Annotated in this window: 15 protein-coding genes; 10 read left to right on the top strand and 5 right to left on the bottom strand. The window is 72.6% G+C overall.

From position 1 onward, the window contains the following. The first annotated feature begins 14 nt into the window (after window positions 1–14). From LHA35_RS10985 to LHA35_RS10975, 3 genes are read left to right on the top strand one after another with little or no spacing between them, the layout of a single operon-like run. Window positions 15–1,190, top strand: coding sequence for an acyl-CoA dehydrogenase family protein (locus LHA35_RS10985; RefSeq protein WP_226608223.1), 1,176 nt, complete (start codon window positions 15–17; stop codon window positions 1,188–1,190). Between the two features lie 56 nt (window positions 1,191–1,246). After that, window positions 1,247–1,879, top strand: a complete 633-nt coding sequence (gene maiA / locus LHA35_RS10980; RefSeq protein WP_226608221.1) for a maleylacetoacetate isomerase — start codon at window positions 1,247–1,249, stop codon at window positions 1,877–1,879. Window positions 1,880–1,916: 37 nt separating this feature from the next. Next, window positions 1,917–2,243: a hypothetical protein gene (locus LHA35_RS10975; protein ID WP_226608219.1), complete on the top strand. Its 327-nt coding sequence runs from the start codon at window positions 1,917–1,919 to the stop codon at window positions 2,241–2,243. A gap of 10 nt (window positions 2,244–2,253) precedes the next feature. Here the strand turns inward: LHA35_RS10975 and LHA35_RS10970 are convergent, their stop codons facing one another. Beyond that, a complete protein-coding gene (locus tag LHA35_RS10970; protein ID WP_226608218.1) occupies window positions 2,254–2,901 on the bottom strand; it encodes an HD domain-containing protein in 648 nt (215 codons plus the stop codon). A gap of 731 nt (window positions 2,902–3,632) precedes the next feature. Between LHA35_RS10970 and LHA35_RS10965 the strand changes: the two genes are divergently transcribed. Beyond that, the gene (locus LHA35_RS10965; protein ID WP_226608217.1) at window positions 3,633–4,358 is read left to right on the top strand and encodes a Crp/Fnr family transcriptional regulator; all 726 of its coding nucleotides are present in this window, start codon (window positions 3,633–3,635) and stop codon (window positions 4,356–4,358) included. A gap of 198 nt (window positions 4,359–4,556) precedes the next feature. On the opposite strand, the gene LHA35_RS10960 is transcribed toward LHA35_RS10965, so the two are convergent. After that, entirely contained in the window at window positions 4,557–5,780 is a 1,224-nt protein-coding gene (locus LHA35_RS10960) for an MFS transporter (RefSeq protein WP_226608216.1), read from the bottom strand. Window positions 5,781–6,105: 325 nt separating this feature from the next. Here LHA35_RS10960 and LHA35_RS10955 point away from each other — a divergent pair, with 325 nt between their 5' ends. From LHA35_RS10955 to LHA35_RS10935, 5 genes are all read left to right on the top strand, one after another. After that, a complete protein-coding gene (locus LHA35_RS10955) occupies window positions 6,106–7,263 on the top strand; it encodes an FG-GAP repeat domain-containing protein (RefSeq protein WP_226608215.1) in 1,158 nt (385 codons plus the stop codon). 106 nt (window positions 7,264–7,369) lie between these two features. Beyond that, complete coding sequence (locus LHA35_RS10950; protein ID WP_226608213.1) at window positions 7,370–8,758, top strand: aminotransferase; 1,389 nt, start codon at window positions 7,370–7,372, stop codon at window positions 8,756–8,758. Between the two features lie 84 nt (window positions 8,759–8,842). Then, a complete protein-coding gene (locus tag LHA35_RS10945) occupies window positions 8,843–9,892 on the top strand; it encodes a cyclase family protein (RefSeq protein WP_226608211.1) in 1,050 nt (349 codons plus the stop codon). A 51-nt stretch (window positions 9,893–9,943) separates the two neighbouring features. Further along, window positions 9,944–10,813 (top strand): non-homologous end-joining DNA ligase, encoded by an 870-nt coding sequence (ligD, locus tag LHA35_RS10940; protein WP_226608210.1) that lies wholly within the window; start codon window positions 9,944–9,946, stop codon window positions 10,811–10,813. 143 nt (window positions 10,814–10,956) lie between these two features. Beyond that, complete coding sequence (locus LHA35_RS10935) at window positions 10,957–12,213, top strand: aminopeptidase (protein ID WP_226608208.1); 1,257 nt, start codon at window positions 10,957–10,959, stop codon at window positions 12,211–12,213. A 97-nt stretch (window positions 12,214–12,310) separates the two neighbouring features. Here the strand turns inward: LHA35_RS10935 and LHA35_RS10930 are convergent, their stop codons facing one another. From LHA35_RS10930 to LHA35_RS10920, 3 genes are all read right to left on the bottom strand, one after another. Continuing rightward, on the bottom strand, window positions 12,311–13,318 hold the full coding sequence (locus LHA35_RS10930; RefSeq protein WP_226608206.1) for a Bug family tripartite tricarboxylate transporter substrate binding protein: 1,008 nt from the start codon (window positions 13,316–13,318) through the stop codon (window positions 12,311–12,313). Between the two features lie 165 nt (window positions 13,319–13,483). Then, window positions 13,484–14,083 (bottom strand): DedA family protein, encoded by a 600-nt coding sequence (locus tag LHA35_RS10925; protein WP_226608205.1) that lies wholly within the window; start codon window positions 14,081–14,083, stop codon window positions 13,484–13,486. Continuing rightward, window positions 14,080–15,768 carry an ArnT family glycosyltransferase gene (locus tag LHA35_RS10920; protein ID WP_226608204.1) on the bottom strand — a complete coding sequence of 563 codons (1,689 nt, stop codon included), beginning with the start codon at window positions 15,766–15,768 and terminating at the stop codon, window positions 14,080–14,082. Before LHA35_RS10920 ends, LHA35_RS10925 begins: the two co-directional genes overlap by 4 nt. A gap of 167 nt (window positions 15,769–15,935) precedes the next feature. Between LHA35_RS10920 and LHA35_RS10915 the strand changes: the two genes are divergently transcribed. Beyond that, a complete protein-coding gene (locus tag LHA35_RS10915; protein WP_226608203.1) occupies window positions 15,936–17,240 on the top strand; it encodes an RsmB/NOP family class I SAM-dependent RNA methyltransferase in 1,305 nt (434 codons plus the stop codon). Window positions 17,241–17,392: the final 152 nt, after the last annotated feature.

The following is a 17,392-nucleotide window of genomic DNA, read 5'->3' as shown; positions in this document are numbered from 1 at the left end:
ACGGAGGAGACAAGATGCCGCTCGATCACCAGGCCGCCCCGGCCGCCGGTTTCGACCTGCCCGAGGCTACGCGCGAGCTGCGCGAGACAGCGCTCGCCTTCGCCCAGGAACGCCTGGCGCCCCACGCCCTGGACTGGGACCAGAACCGCCACTTCCCGGTGGAGGAGATGCGGGAGGCCGCGGCGCTCGGCATGGCCGCCCTCTATGTGCGGGAGGAATCGGGCGGCGCCGGCCTGACGCGCCTCGACGCCGCGGTGGTGTTCGAGGCGCTGGCGACCGGCTGTCCTACCGTCTCGGCCTATCTCTCCATCCACAACATGGTCGCCTGGATGATCGACCGGTTCGGCGATGACGCGCAGCGCGCGCAATGGCTGCCGGACCTGATCCCGATGCGGAAGGTCGCCAGCTATGCCCTGACCGAGCCGGGCAGCGGCTCCGACGCCGCGGCGCTGCGGACGCGCGCGGTGCGGGACGGCGAGGACTACATCCTGGATGGCACCAAGCAGTTCATCAGCGGCGCCGGCGCCTCCGACCTCTACCTGACCATGGTGCGGACGGGCGGGGAGGGGCCGGGCGGCGTCTCCGCCCTGCTCATCCCGAAGGAGACGCCCGGCCTCTCCTTCGGCGCCAATGAAAAGAAGATGGGCTGGAACGCCCAGCCGACCCGGCAGGTGATCTTCGACGGCGCCCGCGTCCCTGCCTCCGCCCTGCTCGGCGAGGAAGGGCAGGGCTTCCGCTTCGCCATGGCCGGGCTCGATGGCGGCCGGCTGAACATCGCGGCCTGCTCCCTCGGCGGCGCGCAGGCGGCGCTCGACAAGGCGCTCGCCTATGTCCAGGAGCGCCGCGCCTTCGGCAAGGCCGTGGCCGATTTCCAGAACACCCAGTTCCGCCTCGCCGACATGCAGACGGAGTTGGAGGCGGCGCGCACCTTCCTCTGGCGGGCCTGCGCCAAGCTGGACGCGAAGGCGCCGGACGCCACTACCTTCTGCGCCATGGCCAAGCGCTTCGTCACCGACACCTGCTCGAAGGTGGCGGATGACGCGCTGCAGCTCCTCGGCGGCTACGGCTATCTGGCGGAATACGGCATCGAGAAGATCGTCCGGGACCTGCGCGTGCACCGGATCCTCGAAGGGACCAACGAGGTGATGCGGCTGATCGTGGCGCGCAACATGCTCGGGCGGCGTGCGTGATGCGAGGGGCCGGACGCATCGCGTCCGGCGAGCCCCTCAAGGACGGGAGGGAGTCGATGATCCTCTGGGGCTACTGGCGCTCCTCGGCCGCCTACCGGGTCCGCATCGCGCTGAACCTGAAGGGCCTCTCGGCCGAGCACCGCTTTCGCCACCTGCGCCAGGGCGAGCACCGCTCGGAGGAGGCGCTGGCACTGAACCCGCAGGGCCTGGTGCCGGCCCTGGTGCTGGAAGATGGCGTGGTGCTGACGCAGTCGCTCGCCATCTGCGAATACCTCGATGAAATCCGGCCGGAGCCGCCGCTGCTGCCGCGCGAGCCGGTGGCGCGCGCCCGGGTCCGCGCCTTCGCCCAGGCGATCGCGGCCGAGATCCATGCGGTGCAGAACCTCAAGGTTCTCAACCGCCTCAAGGCGCTCGGCCACAGCCAGGAGGAGGCGAATGCCTGGGCGCATGACGTGATCGAGGAGGGGCTGCTGGCCTGCGAGGCGCTGCTGCGCGACCAGCCCGGCCCCTTCTGCTTCGGCGCGATGCCCAGCCTGGCCGATCTCGCGCTGGTCCCGCAACTCTACAACGCCCGGCGCTTCGGCGTCGCGCTCGGCCCCATGCCGCGCCTGCTGGCCGCCGAGGCCGCCTGCATGGCCCTGCCGGCCTTCGCCGAGGCGGCGCCGGAGCGGCAGGCGGATGCGGAATAGGCTTGCAACCACGGCGGGAATTTCCCACCTTGCCGTCATGGTCATACGGTATGGCTTCGGTGTCCTGGCCGTCCTGGCGATGCTGTCGGGCCCCGCCGGCGCGCAGACCTCCCCACTGGTGGTGCCGGAGGGCGTGGCGGTCGCGGTGCCGGCCCGGGGGGCGCCCGCCTTGCCCCGGACCGCCGCCGCCGCGCCGCAGCCGCGGCCCCGGCCGGCCCGCCTGGCGCCATCACCGGCGGAGCCCGCCTCCGCCATGCCCCCGGCTGTCGCCCTGCTGCCGCTGGTGGCGGCGGTGGCGCTGGCGGCGACGCTCTCGGGCGGCGGCGGGGGAGGCGGGATCTCGGCGCCGATCCGAACCCGCTGACGCCGGCGCCCTATCGCGCCGCGCGGTGCAGCTCCCGCCCGATATTCTCCCGCGCGCGCCCTTCGAAGGCGGCATGCAGGCGCGGGTGCCGCAGCAGCCGCGGCGCAGCCCGCAGGCGGCCGAGGAAGGCCCGCTGCGCCTCGGTCCAGGCCGCGTCATCCAGATGCCGCGCCTCGGCCCGCAGGTTCCGCCCGTTCCGGGCGAAGGTCGGTGCCTCCTCGCCGATCGGGGTCAGGTCCAGGTCCAGCATCCATAGCCGTGCCGCGCCGGGCTCGCCATGCGGCAGCGCGGCATTCAGGTGGTCGGCGGTTGCCAGGATCGTATCAGCGACCCAGTCCACCTCCGCCCGGGTGAAGCCCGGCAGGCGCTGCGCCACCTGTCGCCAATAGGCGGCCGAGCGTGCCTCATTGTCCCTCGCGCCCGGGACGAGCACGGCGTCGTGGAAGAGGATGGCCGCCGCGATCAGCCGGGCGATGCGCGGGCGGCGCATCGGCCCCGTCCGGGCATAGCGCCGGTGTCGGCGCCAGAGCACGGCCAGATGGCGGAGGTCGTGATAGCCGCGCCAGGGCGCGCTCATCCGGCGCAGAAGATCGGCCCGCACCGGCGCCGGCAGGTCCAGCACCGAGAGCAGGTCGTCGATGCCGCGGGGACGGTTCATGTCCGGGCCACGGCATGGACCATGGGCTGGCCGGCAGGGCACTCCTCCGGTCGCGGCACCTCCGGCCGTCCCCTGGCCGGGGCGAGGTGGCCGATGGGTCGGGCGTCGCTGGCGGGAATCCGGCAGTACTCCTGCGCAAGGGTGGGCTCCGGGAATCAAGGGCCGGGCATCCCGCTTCGGGCCGGCTCGTCGTCCGTAATCCGCGATCGGAAAATGGGTTCTGCCCCCGGGTCCCGGCCGCCCGGCCCGGCGCCTGCCATGCCGGCGCGCCGGGTGCCGCGGGCGGGGTTCCGGCCAGGCCGGTCCGGTGCGGCGAAGCCATCCGGCCGGATGGTTCGGGCATCCTGCGGCGGAGGGCGGGGACTCGGGCGGGACGCGACGAGAACGACGTCGGCCCGCACCGCCGGCCAGCGGCGGCCAGGGGCTGGTGGGTCGGTCAGGGTTGTCACGATCGTGTGGGCCGCCAGCGCGCCCCGCGGTGCCAGCCGCGTCGGGACCGCACCGGTGACGCCCTCCTCCATTCGGGCCTTGCCCCTGCCGGACGGCGCCGTATCCGCGCCAATGGCAGCAGGAGGGGGCAGGGCAGCGCGGACCATGGTCCGAAGTCCATCATTGCGCTGCTTACGATGCTCCCGGCCGTCCCGCGCCGGCTGTGCGCCAGCGCACAGTTCAGCTTGCGTAGGGTGTCATGCTGGGCTGTGATCCGGCGGCGGCAGCAGTGGCGGCGGAGCATGGCCCAGGCCCCGGAGGACGATCGGCTCTCCCGCTTCCCGCTTTTGCGGGAGGTGGAACCTGCCCTGCTGGCGGAGGCCGCGCGCCAGGCGCGCTGGCGCAAGGTGCAGCCCGGCGAGGTCGTCATCGACTTCGACGACAGCACGGATGAGGTCTTCCTCATCATCTCCGGCACGGTGCGCGTCGCCGTCCATTCCGCCAGCGGCCAGGAGGTGATCCTGGGCGAGCTGGGCAGCGGCGAGATCTTCGGCGAGATGGCGGCGATCGACGGGCTCAGCCGCTCGGCCAATGTCACCGCCGTGCACAGCTCCGTCCTCTGCTGCCTGCCGCGGACGGCCTTCCTCGACCTCGTGCTCAAGGCGCCCTCGGCCGGGCTGGGGCTGCTGCGGCTGCTGACCGCCCGGCTGCGCCTGCTGGATGCCCGCAATGTCGAACTCGCGGTGCTGCCGGTGCGGCACCGGCTGGTGGCGGAGCTGCTGCGGCTCGGCCGGCCGCGGGAGGATGGCCAGCTCCGCATCAGCCCGCCGCCGCCCCAGCATGTGCTCGCGGCGCGGATCGGGGCGCGAAGGGAGGCGGTTTCGCGCGAGCTCTCGGCCATGAGCCGGGAGGGGCTGGCGGCGGTCAGCCGCCAGAGCATCCTGCTGCCGAAGCCGGACGAGCTGCGCCAGGCGCTGCGCCGGGCCATGGCCGGGGATGTGGGAAAGGGCGCGAAGGCAGCGAAATAGGGCGGATCGCGGCCGGGCGTGATGGCCGGGCGCGCGAATCCCTCTGTGGAAACTGACCTCCGGCGGACCGGTGTTCTTCGCCGGATGCAGTCCGCTGCATTCCCTTGGTTGCGGCGCGGGGGTCGCGCCGGGGCGGTCACGCGCCTTCGCGTTCTGCTCCGGCCTGCCGCAGGCAGGCCGGCGCCTCGACGCCGGGCCTCACTCCGCCGCCGCCACCGGCCGCCTGGCCCGCCGCCCCCCGACCAAGGCCATGGCCATGGTGGCCAGGATGAAGAAGACCGAGGCGGCGAAGACCAGCAGCGGCTGGCCGTGGTCCATCAGGAAGCCATAAAGCATCGGCCCGACGGTGCCGCCGATGTTGAAGCCGGTGGTGACGATGCCGAAGACCCGCCCGACCGCATCGGGCGGCGCCGCGGCCCGCACCAGCATGTCGCGGGATGGCATGATCATGCCGGAGAGGAAGCCGGCCCCGCCCAGCGCCGCGACCAGTGCGACGGGGCCCAGCGGCACCAGCCCGACCAGCGCCACCAGCGCCCCGGTCAGGCCGAAGCCGAGCGCGGCGACATCGCCATGCCGCGTCGTGCGGTCCGCCACCACCCCGCCGGCCAGCACGCCGAAGGCGGAGAGCAGCATGAAGGCACTGAGCGCCACATTGGCCACGGCGAAATCCACCCCGTGCCCGTTCACCAGCGCCGCCACCGAGAAATTCTGCACGCCGCCGGTGGACAGGCTGAGAAGGGCGAAGAAGGCGGTCAGCATGATGACCGCCGGGGTGAGCACCGAGCCGCCCTTGGCCGCCTCCTTGCCCTTCGCCGCGGCGCGCGGGGCAGGGGCGGGGTCGCCTGCCAGCGCCAGCGGCAGGGCGACGGCGAAGGCGATGGCGCCGGCTGCCAGCAGCGCGGCCGGCAGCCCGCCGAAGGCGGAGATGCCGAGCATCAGCGCCGGCGCCAGCGCCCCGCCGAGATAGCCGGCGAAGGTGTGGATGGAGAAGGCGCGGCCGATCCGCGCCTCCCCGATGCCGCGCGACAGCATCTCGTAATCGGCGGGGTGGTAGACGGCGTTCGCCAGGCCGAGCAGCGCCGACGCCGCCAGCAGCATGGGGTAGGAGGGAAAGAGGCCGAGCGCCACGAAGCAGGCGCCGCCCAGGCCGAGCCCGGCCACCAGCACCCGGCGGGACCCGTAGCGGTCCACCGCGAAACCCATCGGCGCCTGGGTGACGCCCGAGACGATGTTGAAGACCGTCAGCGCCAGGCCGAGTTCGATGAAGCCGACCCCGAGGCTGTCCCGCAGCAGCGGGAAGAGCGGCGGCAGCACCAGGATATGGAGATGGCTGACCAGATGCGCGGCGGAGACGAGCGCGAGCGTCCGCAACTCGGCTGGCGTCCAGGCGCGGGTACCCGTCTGCTCCCCCTGCTGGTGCATGGACCGGTCTTTCCTCCTTGCCTGCCGGGCAGATGGGGCGCCCGGCCGAGGCTGCCAGGATCGGACAGGCGGGCCGGGCTTGGGAAGCCGGCACGGCCCGGGGCTGCGCCGCGCCTGCCGCATGGGTCCGGGGGGATGGGCCGGCCGGGCAGGGTGCCGGGATCCGCTGATCCGCCGCCGATTCGCGGCCGCGGCACCCGCATTGCGGGCCGGCGTTTGATCGCTCAGCGCCCCGCGCCACGCCCATCATGCCGGGCGCCGGCCCCGGATGGCCATGCCGGAGGGCAGGCCGGGCGGGGAGCGATCCGGCCAAGGGAGAGGCATCATGGACCGGCGAGTCAGCGGCCATGTCCGGGGGCACGGCATTCCGGAGTGCGGCGGCCGCCATGGCGCCTCGCTTCCGGATCATGATCGGTCGGCCGATCCCAACGACCCTCCCGCCGCCATCGATGCGGTGGTGCTGAATACCCGGGCCAGCTGGGCCTATTTCGCCGATGGCGGCGGGCAATTCGCCGCGGTGGCGAATCTCGGGGCCGGGCCGGCCGCGACCACCGGCAAGGTCGTGCTGGCCGATACCGACGGTGACGGCGACCTGGACGTGACGCTGGCACACCGGCCGCACGCCACAGAGGTCTGGCTGAACCAAGGGGGCCGGAATTTCACCTTGGCCAGCGAGCTTGGGATGGGCGTCGCGGCCGCCCTCGCCGATCTGGATGGCGATCGCCGGGTCGATCTGCTCATCGCCGACCGCGACGCCTCCATCATCCGGCTCGGCGATGGCCGGGGACAGTTCCGCGACAGCGGACAGAGGCTGGCCGGTATCGGTGAGGAGGGCGACGCCGCCCTGGCCGATCTGGACCAGGATGGCGCCCCCGATGCGATCCTCGTTCATGGAAGCGGCCCCGGCGCGGTCTACCTGAACGACGGCCAGGGGCAGCTTACGGACACTGGCCAGCGCCTGCCGGCGGCGCTCAGCCTCGCCATCGGCGATCTCGACGGGGATGGCCTGCCGGACCTCTTCCTTGGCCGCGCCAGCGAGGATCAGGTCTGGTTCAACGACGGCACGGGGCGTTTCGCCGATAGCGGCCAGCGCCTGTCGGGTGCCGCCGGAAGCCGTGATGTGGCGCTCGGCGACGTGGATGGCGATGGTTCGCTCGACGCCGTGACGGCAAGCTCGGACCCGGGCCCGGTGGTGTATCTGAACGATGGCGCAGGGCGTCTGCGGCCGGGCCAGGACATCGCCGTCGGCCCTGCGGAGATGGTGGGAGTGGCGCTGGCCGATCTGAACGGCGACGGCGCGCTCGACCTGTTCTTCGCCAATTACGCCGGCTTCAACCAGGTCTGGTACAATGACGGAACCGGACGCTTCACGGATAGCGGATTGCGCATTGCCAGCGACCGGAACCTCGACGTCGCGCTGGGCGAGCTGGATGGCCCTGCCGTGACGCCATCCGTCCCGGGGCCGGGGCCCGAGCTGTTCTGACCGGTCCGGGTCGCGTCGCCCTGAGGGGGAAGCGTCCTCCCCGTCCGGGGCTGGCGTGACCGGCGCGCCGGGCGATAGCCTGCGCCGGCCGAACGGAGACATTGCGATGCGCCCGAACAGCCTGCACGCCGCCGACCTTGCCCATATGGTCCATCAGCAGACGGACCTGGATGCGCATGGCCGCGAGGGCGCGGTGCTCATCGCCCGCGGGGAGGGTGTGCATGTCTTCGACACCGAGGGGAAGGAATACATCGAGGCGATGGCCGGCCTCTGGTGCGCCTCACTCGGCTTCTCCGAGAAGCGCCTGGCGGAGGTCGCCTATCGGCAATTGCTGACGCTGCCCTACTACCACACCTTCTTCCAGAAGGGGCATGAGCCGAGCGTCAGGCTGGCCGAGCGGCTTGCCGCGATCGCGCCGGCCGGGCTCAACCACGCGCTCTTCCAGTGCAGCGGGTCGGAGGCGAACGACGCCGCCATCAAGCTGGCGTGGTATTACCACAACGTCACCGGCCGGCCGGCGAAGAAGAAGATCATCGGCCGCATCCGCGGCTATCACGGCAACACGGTGGCGACCGCCTCGCTCTCGGGCCAGCCGCACATGCAGGCGGATTTCGACCTGCCGCTGACCGACCGCTTCCTGCACGTCTCGAACCCCAACTACTACCGCTTCGGCCAGTCCGGGGAGACGGAGGAGCAGTTCAGCGCCCGCATGGCCGCGGAGCTGGAGGCGCTGATCGAGCGGGAAGGGGGCGACACGATCGCCGCCTTCTTCGCCGAACCCGTCCAGGGCGGCGGCGGCGCCATCACCCCGCCGCGCGGCTATTTCGACCTGATCCAGCCCATCCTGAAGAAGCATGACATCCTCTTCGTGGCGGATGAGGTGATCTGCGGCTTCGGCCGCACCGGCCACTACTGGGGCTGCGAGACCTACGGCATCAGGCCCGACATGCTCTCCTGCGCCAAGCAGCTCACGGCCAGCTACCAGCCGCTCTCGGCGCTGCTGATCTCGGACCCCATCCATGCCGCGCTGATCGAGGGCAGCCGGCGCAACGGCAGCTTCGGCCATGGCTATACCTATGGCGGCCATCCCGTCGCCTGCGCCGTCGCGCTGGAGACGCTGAAGATCTACGAGGAGCGCGACATCGTCGGCCATGTCCGGCGCGTCTCCCCCGCCTTCCTGGACGGGCTCGGCGCGCTCGGGGAGCATCCGCTGGTCGGGGATGTGCGCGGTGTCGGGCTGATCGCGGGTGTCGAGCTGGTGGCGGACAAGGCGACGAAGGAGCCTTTCCCGCCCGCGGCCAAGGCCGGGCTGCTGGTGCAGGAGAAATGCCACGAGGCCGGGCTGATCGTCCGCGCCATCGGCGACCGCATCGCCTTCACCCCGCCCTTGATCATCACCGCGGAGGAGATCGCGGAGATGTGCGCCCGCTTCCGCGCCGGGCTGGATGCGGCCTGGGCCGTACTGCGGGAACGGCGGACGCTGGCCGCCGAATAGCACCCGCTCACGCTTCGCTTTCCTTCTTGTTTCCTCCCGGCCTAGCCTCTCCGCGCCGGGAAGCGAAGGAACGGAGGGAACGCGATGCGGGTATCGACCGTGGCGGCGGCGGCCGTCCTGGTGCTGTCGCCTGTGCCCGGGCAGGCCCATGGGCCGGGCGAGCACCACCAGGTGCGCGACCATCAGGCGGAGCATCACCCCGCCGCGCAGCAGATGGCGCAGGCCCGGCCGGCGCAGCAACAGCAGCAGCAGCAGGGCGCCAACTGGCACCCCTCCCGCTACGGCGCCAACGACACCATCGGCGCGATGAACCTGCTGACGCCACAGAAGGTGCTGGAGGCGGCGCGGCTGGTGCAGCGCGGCCAAGTCTATCGCCTCGGCGTGCCGGTGGGGCGGGAGACGCCGGCCTACCCGCCGCGCAACGCTGCGGTGACCATCCTCATGCCGGACCAGCATGGCGGCGCCATCGTGCCTTCCGAGAACAAGGTCTCCTATGTGGATGACATGTTCACGGGATGGCTCGGCGTCGGCAGCCAGCTCGACGGCTTCGGCCATCTCGGCATCGACAACGTCTTCTACAACGGCAACCGGGCCGAGGATTTCGTCCGCACCACCGGCGTCACCAAGCTCGGCATCGAGAACGTGCCGCCGATGGTGACGCGCGGCGTGCTGGTGGACATGGCGCGCGCCCGCAACAAGCCGATGCTGGAGGAAGGCGAGGTCATCACCGCCGAGGACCTGCAGGCCGCCATGCGCGACCAGGGCGTGCAGCTCCGCCAGGGCGACGTGATCCTGATCCATACCGGCTGGGTGGAGATGCTGGAACGCGACCCCGCCCGCTTCGGCAAGGGCGAGCCCGGCATCGATGCCGGCGCGGCGGAGTGGCTGGCCGGGCAGGGCGTGGTCGCGGTGGGCGCCGATACCTGGGGCGTGGAGGCCGTGCCCTTCAAGAACCCCAACCGCGTCTGGGAGGGCCACCAGATCCTGCTGGCGAAGAACGGCGTCCATATCCTGGAGGTCATGGACACCCGGGGGCTCGCGCGCGACCGGGCGACGGAGTTCCTCTTCGTGCTCGGCCAGCCGCTGCTGAAGGGCGCGGTGCAGGCGATGATCAACCCGATCGCCATCCGCTAGGCGGGTGCGCCGGCGTGCCGCGGCACGCCGGCGCACCCGGCAACGGCGCGCATGGCCCGCACCCGAAAGCCCGAGCCCCTCGCGGGCCTCACCAGTCCCGAACGGGAGCTCTGGCCCGGCATCACCAAGCAGGACCTGGCGGCCTACTGGCAGCAGGTCGCGCCGCGCGCCCTGCCGGAGATCGCGCATCGTCCGCTTGCGCTGCTGCGCTGCCCGGAGGGGATCGGCGGCGGGCGCTTCTTCCAGAAGCATGGCGGCCGCGGCCTGCCGGCACCCATCCGGGCGGCGGAGGCCGAGGGCCAGCCCTATCTCGCCATCGACGATGCGGCGGGCCTGCTCGCCTGCGTCCAGGTCGCGGCCATCGAACTGCATGGCTGGGGCGCAACCGAGGCCGACCCGGCGCATCCCGACCGGGTGGTCTTCGACCTCGACCCCGGGGAGGGCACGCCCTTCGCGGCGGTGGTGCAGGCCGCGCTCGACCTGCGCGCGCGGCTGGAGGGGCTCGGCCTCGTTCCCTTCTGCCGCACGACCGGCGGCAAGGGGCTGCATGTGCTGGCGCCGCTTGATGGCGGCGCGGACTGGCCGGCGCTGCGCGGCTTCGCGCGTGGCCTCGCCCAGAGGCTGGAGGCGGAGGCGCCAGAGCGCTTCGTCTCCAGCCTGCCCAAGGCCAGGCGCAAGGGCCGCATCCTGGTGGACTGGCTGCGCAACGGCCCGGGCGCGACCGCCATCTGCTCCTACGCACCGCGGGCACGGCCCGGGGCGATGGTGGCGACGCCACTGGCCTGGCAGGAGGTGACGCGGGCGCTCGACCCCGCCGGCTTCACCCTCCGCACCGTGCCGCGGCGCCTGGCCCGGCAGCGGCAGGACCCTTGGGCGGCTTTCGCCGCCGCGGCGCGGCCGCTGCCGGAGGCGCCGGGCTGAGCCGACCGCATGCTGGCCGCGCCGCCACGCCCCGGTGGGCGGCATCGCCGGCCTGGCGGTCCCGCCCGGCGCCTCCTTGCGCTAAGCTGGCCCGGACACGGCCGGCGGGGCAGCCGCCGGGCCAGCGCAGGGGCGGGATGCCGATGGATACCAGGATTGATATGCAGGCCGGCCGGTCGCAGGCGGCCCGGCTGGATCGCCTTGCCGAGCTGGCGGTGCGGGTCGGGCTCAACCTCGCCCCGGGGCAGGAGCTGGTGATGACCGCGCCGCTCGAGGCGCTCGACCTCTCCCGCCGCATCACCGAGCATGCCTATCGCGCCGGCGCCTCGCTGGTGACGACCTTCCTCTCGGACGACCAGGCGGTGCTGGCGCGCTACCGCCACGCGCCGGATGAGAGCTTCGACAAGGCGCCGGGCTGGCTGTTCGACGGCATGGCGCAGGCCTTCCGGGATGGCGCGGCGCGCCTTGCCATCGTGGGCGAGGATCCGGCGCTGCTCGCCGGCCAGGAGCCGGGAAAGGTGGCGCGCGCCAATCGCGCCCGCTCCAGGGCCTATCGGCCGGCGCTGGAGCTGATCTCCGGCACCGTCATCAACTGGAGCCTGGTCGCCGCCGCGACGCCGGCCTGGGCCAAGGTGATGTTCCCAGACCTGCCGGAGGAGCAGGCCATGGCGCGGCTGTGGGACGCGATCTTCGCCGCCTCCCGCGTCGATGCGCCGGACCCGGTGGCGGCCTGGGCGGCGCACAATGCGGGGCTGATGGCGCGGCGGACCATGCTGAACGGCAAGCGCTACGCCGCGCTGCATTTCCGCGGGCCCGGCACCGACCTGCGGGTCGGGCTGGCGGAGGGTCATGCCTGGATGGGCGGCCTCTCCACCGCGAAGAACGGCATCACCGGCAATCCCAACATCCCGACGGAGGAGGTCTTCACCACCCCCGATGCCCGGATGACCGAGGGCGTGGTCGCCGCCACCAAGCCGCTCTCCTACCAGGGCACCCTGATCCGCGACATCCGCGTCCGCTTCGAGGCCGGGCGGATCACGGAGGCGCAGGCGAGCACCGGCCAGGCGGTGCTGGAGCAGATGATCGGCACCGATGAGGGCGCGCGGATGCTGGGGGAGGTGGCGCTGGTCCCTGCCTCCAACCCCATCGCGCAGAGCGGGCTGCTCTTCCTCAACACGCTGTTCGACGAGAATGCCGCGAGCCATATCGCGCTCGGCCAAGCCTATTCGAAATGCTTCCTCGACCAGGATCTGTCGAAGGAGGAACTCGCGCGGCGCGGCGCCAATACCAGCCTGATCCATGTGGACTGGATGATCGGCTCGGCCGGGACCGATGTGGACGGCGTGGATGCCGAGGGCCGGGCGGAGCCGCTGATGCGCGGCGGCGAGTGGGTGGGGTAGGGCCCCCCTGCACAGGCGGCAGCCGGGGCGGGCCCAGGCTCTGCGGATCTGATCCGGGCCGGGCCACCCCGGCGCGCCTTTCACGGCCGGCGCCGGCCTATGGGACCTTGGCGCCCGCCGTGCGGATCACCTCCGCGAAGAGTTTCTCCTGTGCCGTCCGGAACTGGGCAAGCTCCTTCGGCTTCGTCCACCAGGTCGTCGCGCCATTCTCCTCGAAGAACCGGCGCAATTCGGCATTCTCCAGGGCCTGCCTGGTCAGTGAGGACAGGCGCTCCACGACCGGCGCCGGAATCCCCGCCGGGCCGACCAGGCTGCCCCAGGAGGTGATCTCGAAGCCGGGCAGGAACTCCGTCATCGTCGGTATCTCGGGGGCTGCCTTGCTGCGTTCCGCGCTGGTCACCGCCAACGCCCGCACCTTGCCTTCGCGGGCCGCCGAGATGACCGTCGGCATGTTGTCGAACATGAGCTGCACCCGCCCGGCCAGCAGGTCGAGCATCGCCGGGGCGCCGCCGCGATAGGGAACGTGCAGGATCTCCAGCCCGGCCTTCTGCTTGAACATCTCCATCGAGAGATGCGGCGAGGTGCCGAAGCCGCTGGAGCCGTAGGTGTATTTGCCTGGACTCTTCTTGAGCAGGTCGATCAGCTCCGGCACCGTTCGCGCCGGCAGGTCGTTGTTGACGAAGAGGAGGTTCGGCACCTTCCAGATGCCGGAGATGAAAGTGAAGTCGCGCGCCGGATCGTAGGGCAGGTCGGGAAGGATGCTGGGCGCGATCGCCAGCGAGGCGATGCTGCCAAGGCCGAGGGTGTAGCCGTCCGCAGGAGCCTGGGCGATGGCGGCCTGGCCGACTGTGCCCCCGGCGCCGCTCCGGTTCTCGACCACGAACTGTTGCCCCGCCAGCTGGCTCATCCTGTCGCAGTAGATGCGTGACAGGATATCCGTGGCAGCGCCGGGCGGAAAAACATTGATGTAGACCACCGGCCGGCTTGGCCAGTCGGATGCCGTGCCACTCTGGCCGCGTGCCACCCCGGACGCCGACAGGCTTGCCGCCATGCCGAGCAGCAGCGGACGCCGCGTAATGCGCGGATTTCCTCGTGCCTGGTCCATGTCCCTTCTCCCGGTGCCCGGCTCCTTCGCGGCCGGGCTCGGGGGGATATAGGCAGCCACTGCCGCGGCCGAAGCCTCGGGACGGCCCGGCCCGCCATGCGCTGTCTCGGCGACCGGAGGCCGGCCTCCCGGGCACCATGACAGGCGGCGGTTCCCCGGCCGGGATCAGCCGGCGCGCCTGGCCTTCCAGACCTGCCAGCCGATCATCGTGAAGACGCCGAGCATGATGGTCAGGCCGATCGGCCCGGCCCAGCGCTCCACCAGGTCGAACCTGTCCTCCAGCATATAGCCGGCCACCGCCAGCCCGCCGGTCCAGATCATCGTCCCGACCCCGGTCCAGAGATAGAAGACCCGCCGCGGCAGGGCGACCAGCCCGGCCGGGATGGAGATGCCGGTGCGGATGCCCGGCATCATGCGGGCGATGCACACCGCCGCCGGCCCGTTGCGCCGCAGCGCCAGCTCCGCCTTGCCCACCTCCTCACGGCCCAGCCGGGTGAAGCGGTGCAGCTTGTCGAGGATGCGGTACATCCGGTCGGTCCCGAAGGCGCGGGCCAGTTCGAACCACACCGCATTGCCGGTGAGGGAGCCGGCAATGCCGGCGATGATCACCCCCTCCAGCGACATCTGCCCGCGCGCCGCGGCGAAGCCGGCCAGCGGCATCACCACCTCGGACGGGATGGGCGGGAAGAGGTTCTCCGCCACCATCAGCAGGAAGACGCCGAACAGGCCGCCCGAGGCGACGAGATTGGTGGCCCAGTCGATCATGTCCCCTGCCTGAAGAGCATCAGCGTGACCCAGCGACCACGCGTGTAGTTGAAGCCCGTGACATTACCGATATCCTGGAGCGGAAGCGACAACGCCTTCGCTTCCGCCTGGAAATCCTTCTCCGCCCGGTCGCCCACCGCGACCACCCGGCCGGGCCCGGCCGCGAGGAAGCGGGCGGCATCCGCCCCTGTGCGCAGCAGGCTGGTCTCGCCCCCTACCGCGAACAGCACCGAGGGCTCGGCATGGCTGGTGATGCCGAAATCGCGGGAGGTGAGGCCGGGCACGCGTGCTTCCAGCGTCGCGGCCAGGCGCGGCGCGATCCAGAGCGGCTGCAGCCGCGGCACCAGCCCTTCCAGGATGGCGGCATAGAGCGGGATGGCGAGCAGCGCGCCGAGCAGCCCGGCCCGGCCCCATTCACCCCGCCAAGCGGTGCGGAGCAGGACGAGGACCAGCAGGGCGGCGAGCGGGCCGATCAGCAGCCCGGTCACGAACATGTCCCGCAAGGTGAACAGGGCGGCCGCCTGCGCCGCCAGCACCAGGCCGAGCGCCGTGAGGATCAGCGCCGCCGCCGCGACCCCGCGCCACCAGCGCCGCGGCAGGTGCCGAAGCGGGTCCATGGCCCAGGCGGCGCCGAGCAGCATCAGCGGCGGGTAGAGCGGCAGGGTGTAGTGCGGCAGCTTGGTCTGCACGGCCTCGAAGACCAGCCAGGATGGCACCACCCAGGCCAGCAGGAGGCGCGTCGGCGGGTGCAGCCGCTCCCGCCAGGCGGTGGGCAGGGCGCAGAGCACGATCCAGGCGCCCGGGAAGGCGGCGATGCCGAAGGTCAGCAGGTAGAAGCCGGGTGGGCCCCAGTGCTTCTCCTCCCCCGAGCCGATCTTGGAGAGCATGTCGCCGCCCACCGCCTGCTCGAAGAAGCGGCCTTCGGTCGCGAGGCCGATGGCGATGAACCAGGGGGCGGCGGCGGCGGCCATCAGCGGCAGGCCCCAGCCCGGGCGCAGCGCCCGCAGCCAGGGTGCCCCCTTGTCGGCGATGGCCAGCGTGACGCCGGCCAGCAGCGGCACCATGGGCCCGACCGGGCCCTTCAGCAGCACGCTGGCGCCGAGGATGAGCCAGAAGCCGGCGGCCTGCCGCGCCGTGAACTGCTCCGGCCGCAGATAGGCCTGGGCGAAGAGGCCCATGATGGCCGCGACCGTCGCCAGCAGCGCCGCATCCGTCTTGGCGATATGCGCCTCGGCCACCAGCACCAGGGAGGAGGCGAGCATGGCCGCGCCCAGGAAGGCCGCCCGCCGCCCGACCAGCGAGCGACCCCAGTGGAAGGTCGCCAGCACCGCCAGGATGCCGCCGAGCAGGCTCGGCACCCGATAGGCCCAGATGTCGCCCCGTTCGCCGAGCCCGGTCGCTTCCAGCAGATGGACCGAGCCGGCCTGCAGCCAGTGGATGCCGGCCGGCTTCTTGTTCCGCTCCTCCTCGCCGACGCGGATGCGGACATAGTCGCCGGTATCGACCATCTGCCTGGTCGCCTGGGCGAAGCGGGATTCGTCGCGGTCCGTGGCGGGCAGGCTGAAGAAGCCCGGCAGCCAGAGAGCCAGGCAGAGCAGCACCAGCGCGAGCCGCGGCCGGCGCTGGAGCGCATCAGGCAGGGCCCCGAGGGAGCGGTCGGGGCTGGACGGCGCCGGGATATGCATGGGGGCGCGCGATAGCGCGTTTCGTCGCCGGGTGATAGAAGCAAAACACGCTATCTGCTTGTTTTCTGAGCAGATTCAGGCCCTTGGTCACTGGGTGCCGGGCCCTGGACGCCGCCGGCGATCGGCTCTGGCCTGCGCGGGGCCCGCGGGCCATAAACGGCGGCCTCATGGCCAATCCCCCGCAGAACCCTGCCCGGCGCGCCGCCGCCGCCCTGCTCGACGCCGTCCTGGTCCGCCACCGCCCGCTCGAGGAGGCGCTGGACGCCCTGCCGACCGACGGCAAGCCCCACAAGGTGCGGGGCAAGGGGGAGGCCCGGCCGGGCGCCGCCCTCTCCCCGCGCGACAAGGCGGCGGGGCACCGGATCGCCGCCGCGGTGCTGCGCCGGGCGGGCTCGCTGGACGCGGTGCTGGAGCCCTTCCTGCGGCGCGAGCCGCCGCCCGCGGTCCGCCATGCGCTGCGCATCGGCGCCGCCGAACTCCTGCTGCTCGGCACGCCGCCCCACGCCGCGGTGGGCAGCGCCGTGGACCTGGTGCCGGCGCCCTTCGCGGGCCTGGTGAATGCCGTGCTGCGCCGGGTGGCGGAGGCAGGGCCGGCAGCGCTGGAGGGGCTGGATGCCGAGCGGCTGGACACGCCGGGCTGGCTCTGGACCGCCTGGCATGCCGCCTATGGCCCCGCGGTGCGCGCCATCGCCGCGGCGCACCGGGTCGAGGCGCCGCTCGATCTCAGCCTGAAGCCCGGTGCCGCGGCGCCGGAGGGTGGGGAAGAACTGCCGGCAGGTGGTTGGCGCTACCCGGCCGGCACGCGCGTGACCGAACTGCCGGGCTTTGCCGAGGGCGCCTTCTGGGTGCAGGACGCCGCCGCCGCCCTGCCGGCGCGGCTGCTGGCGGCACGGCCCGGGGAGCGCGTAGCCGATCTCTGCGCCGCGCCCGGCGGCAAGACCGCGCAATTGGCGGCGACCGGCGCGCAGGTCTGGGCGGTGGAGCGCGACCCGAAGCGCGCCGCGCGGCTGCGCGAGAACCTGGACCGCCTGAAGCTGCCGGCCGAGCTGGTGGTGGCGGATGCGGCGCAATGGGATGCCGGCGGCGCGCAGTTCGACGCCATCCTGCTGGACGCGCCCTGCACCGCGACCGGCACCATCCGCCGCCATCCGGACGTGCCCTACCTCAAGCGCCCGAAGGATGTGCCGAGCGCGGCCGGGCTGCAGCGCAGCCTGCTGGAGGCCGCCGCGAAGCGCCTCGCGCCCGGTGGCCGGCTGGTCTTTGCCACCTGCTCCCTGCAGCCGGAGGAAGGGGAGGGGCATCTGGCCGCGGCGCAGGCGCTCGGCCTGATCCCGGACCCGGTGCGGGCCGAGGAGGTGCCGGGCCTCGCCGCGGCGGTGACGCCGGCCGGCACGCTGCGCACGCGGCCGGACCTCTGGGCGGAGCGCGGCGGCATGGACGGCTTCTTCGTCGCCCGCTTCCGCAAGGCCTGATCTCCGGCGCGCCGGATTTCCGTGCGCAGGACGGCCGCGCGCCGCTGCCGCTTGACGGCCCGGCGCGGGCATCGTCTGCTCTCCACCAAGGGCTGCGCGGCTGCAAGGGCGCGGCGAGGGAGACGTCGCAGGAAAGACCGGCACCGCGCGTG

The organism is Roseicella aerolata (assembly GCF_020523605.1).
Lineage (GTDB): Bacteria > Pseudomonadota > Alphaproteobacteria > Acetobacterales > Acetobacteraceae > Paracraurococcus > Paracraurococcus aerolatus.
The sequence above is the reverse complement of the archived record's forward strand: the minus strand, read 5'-3'. Positions and strand labels throughout refer to the sequence as shown.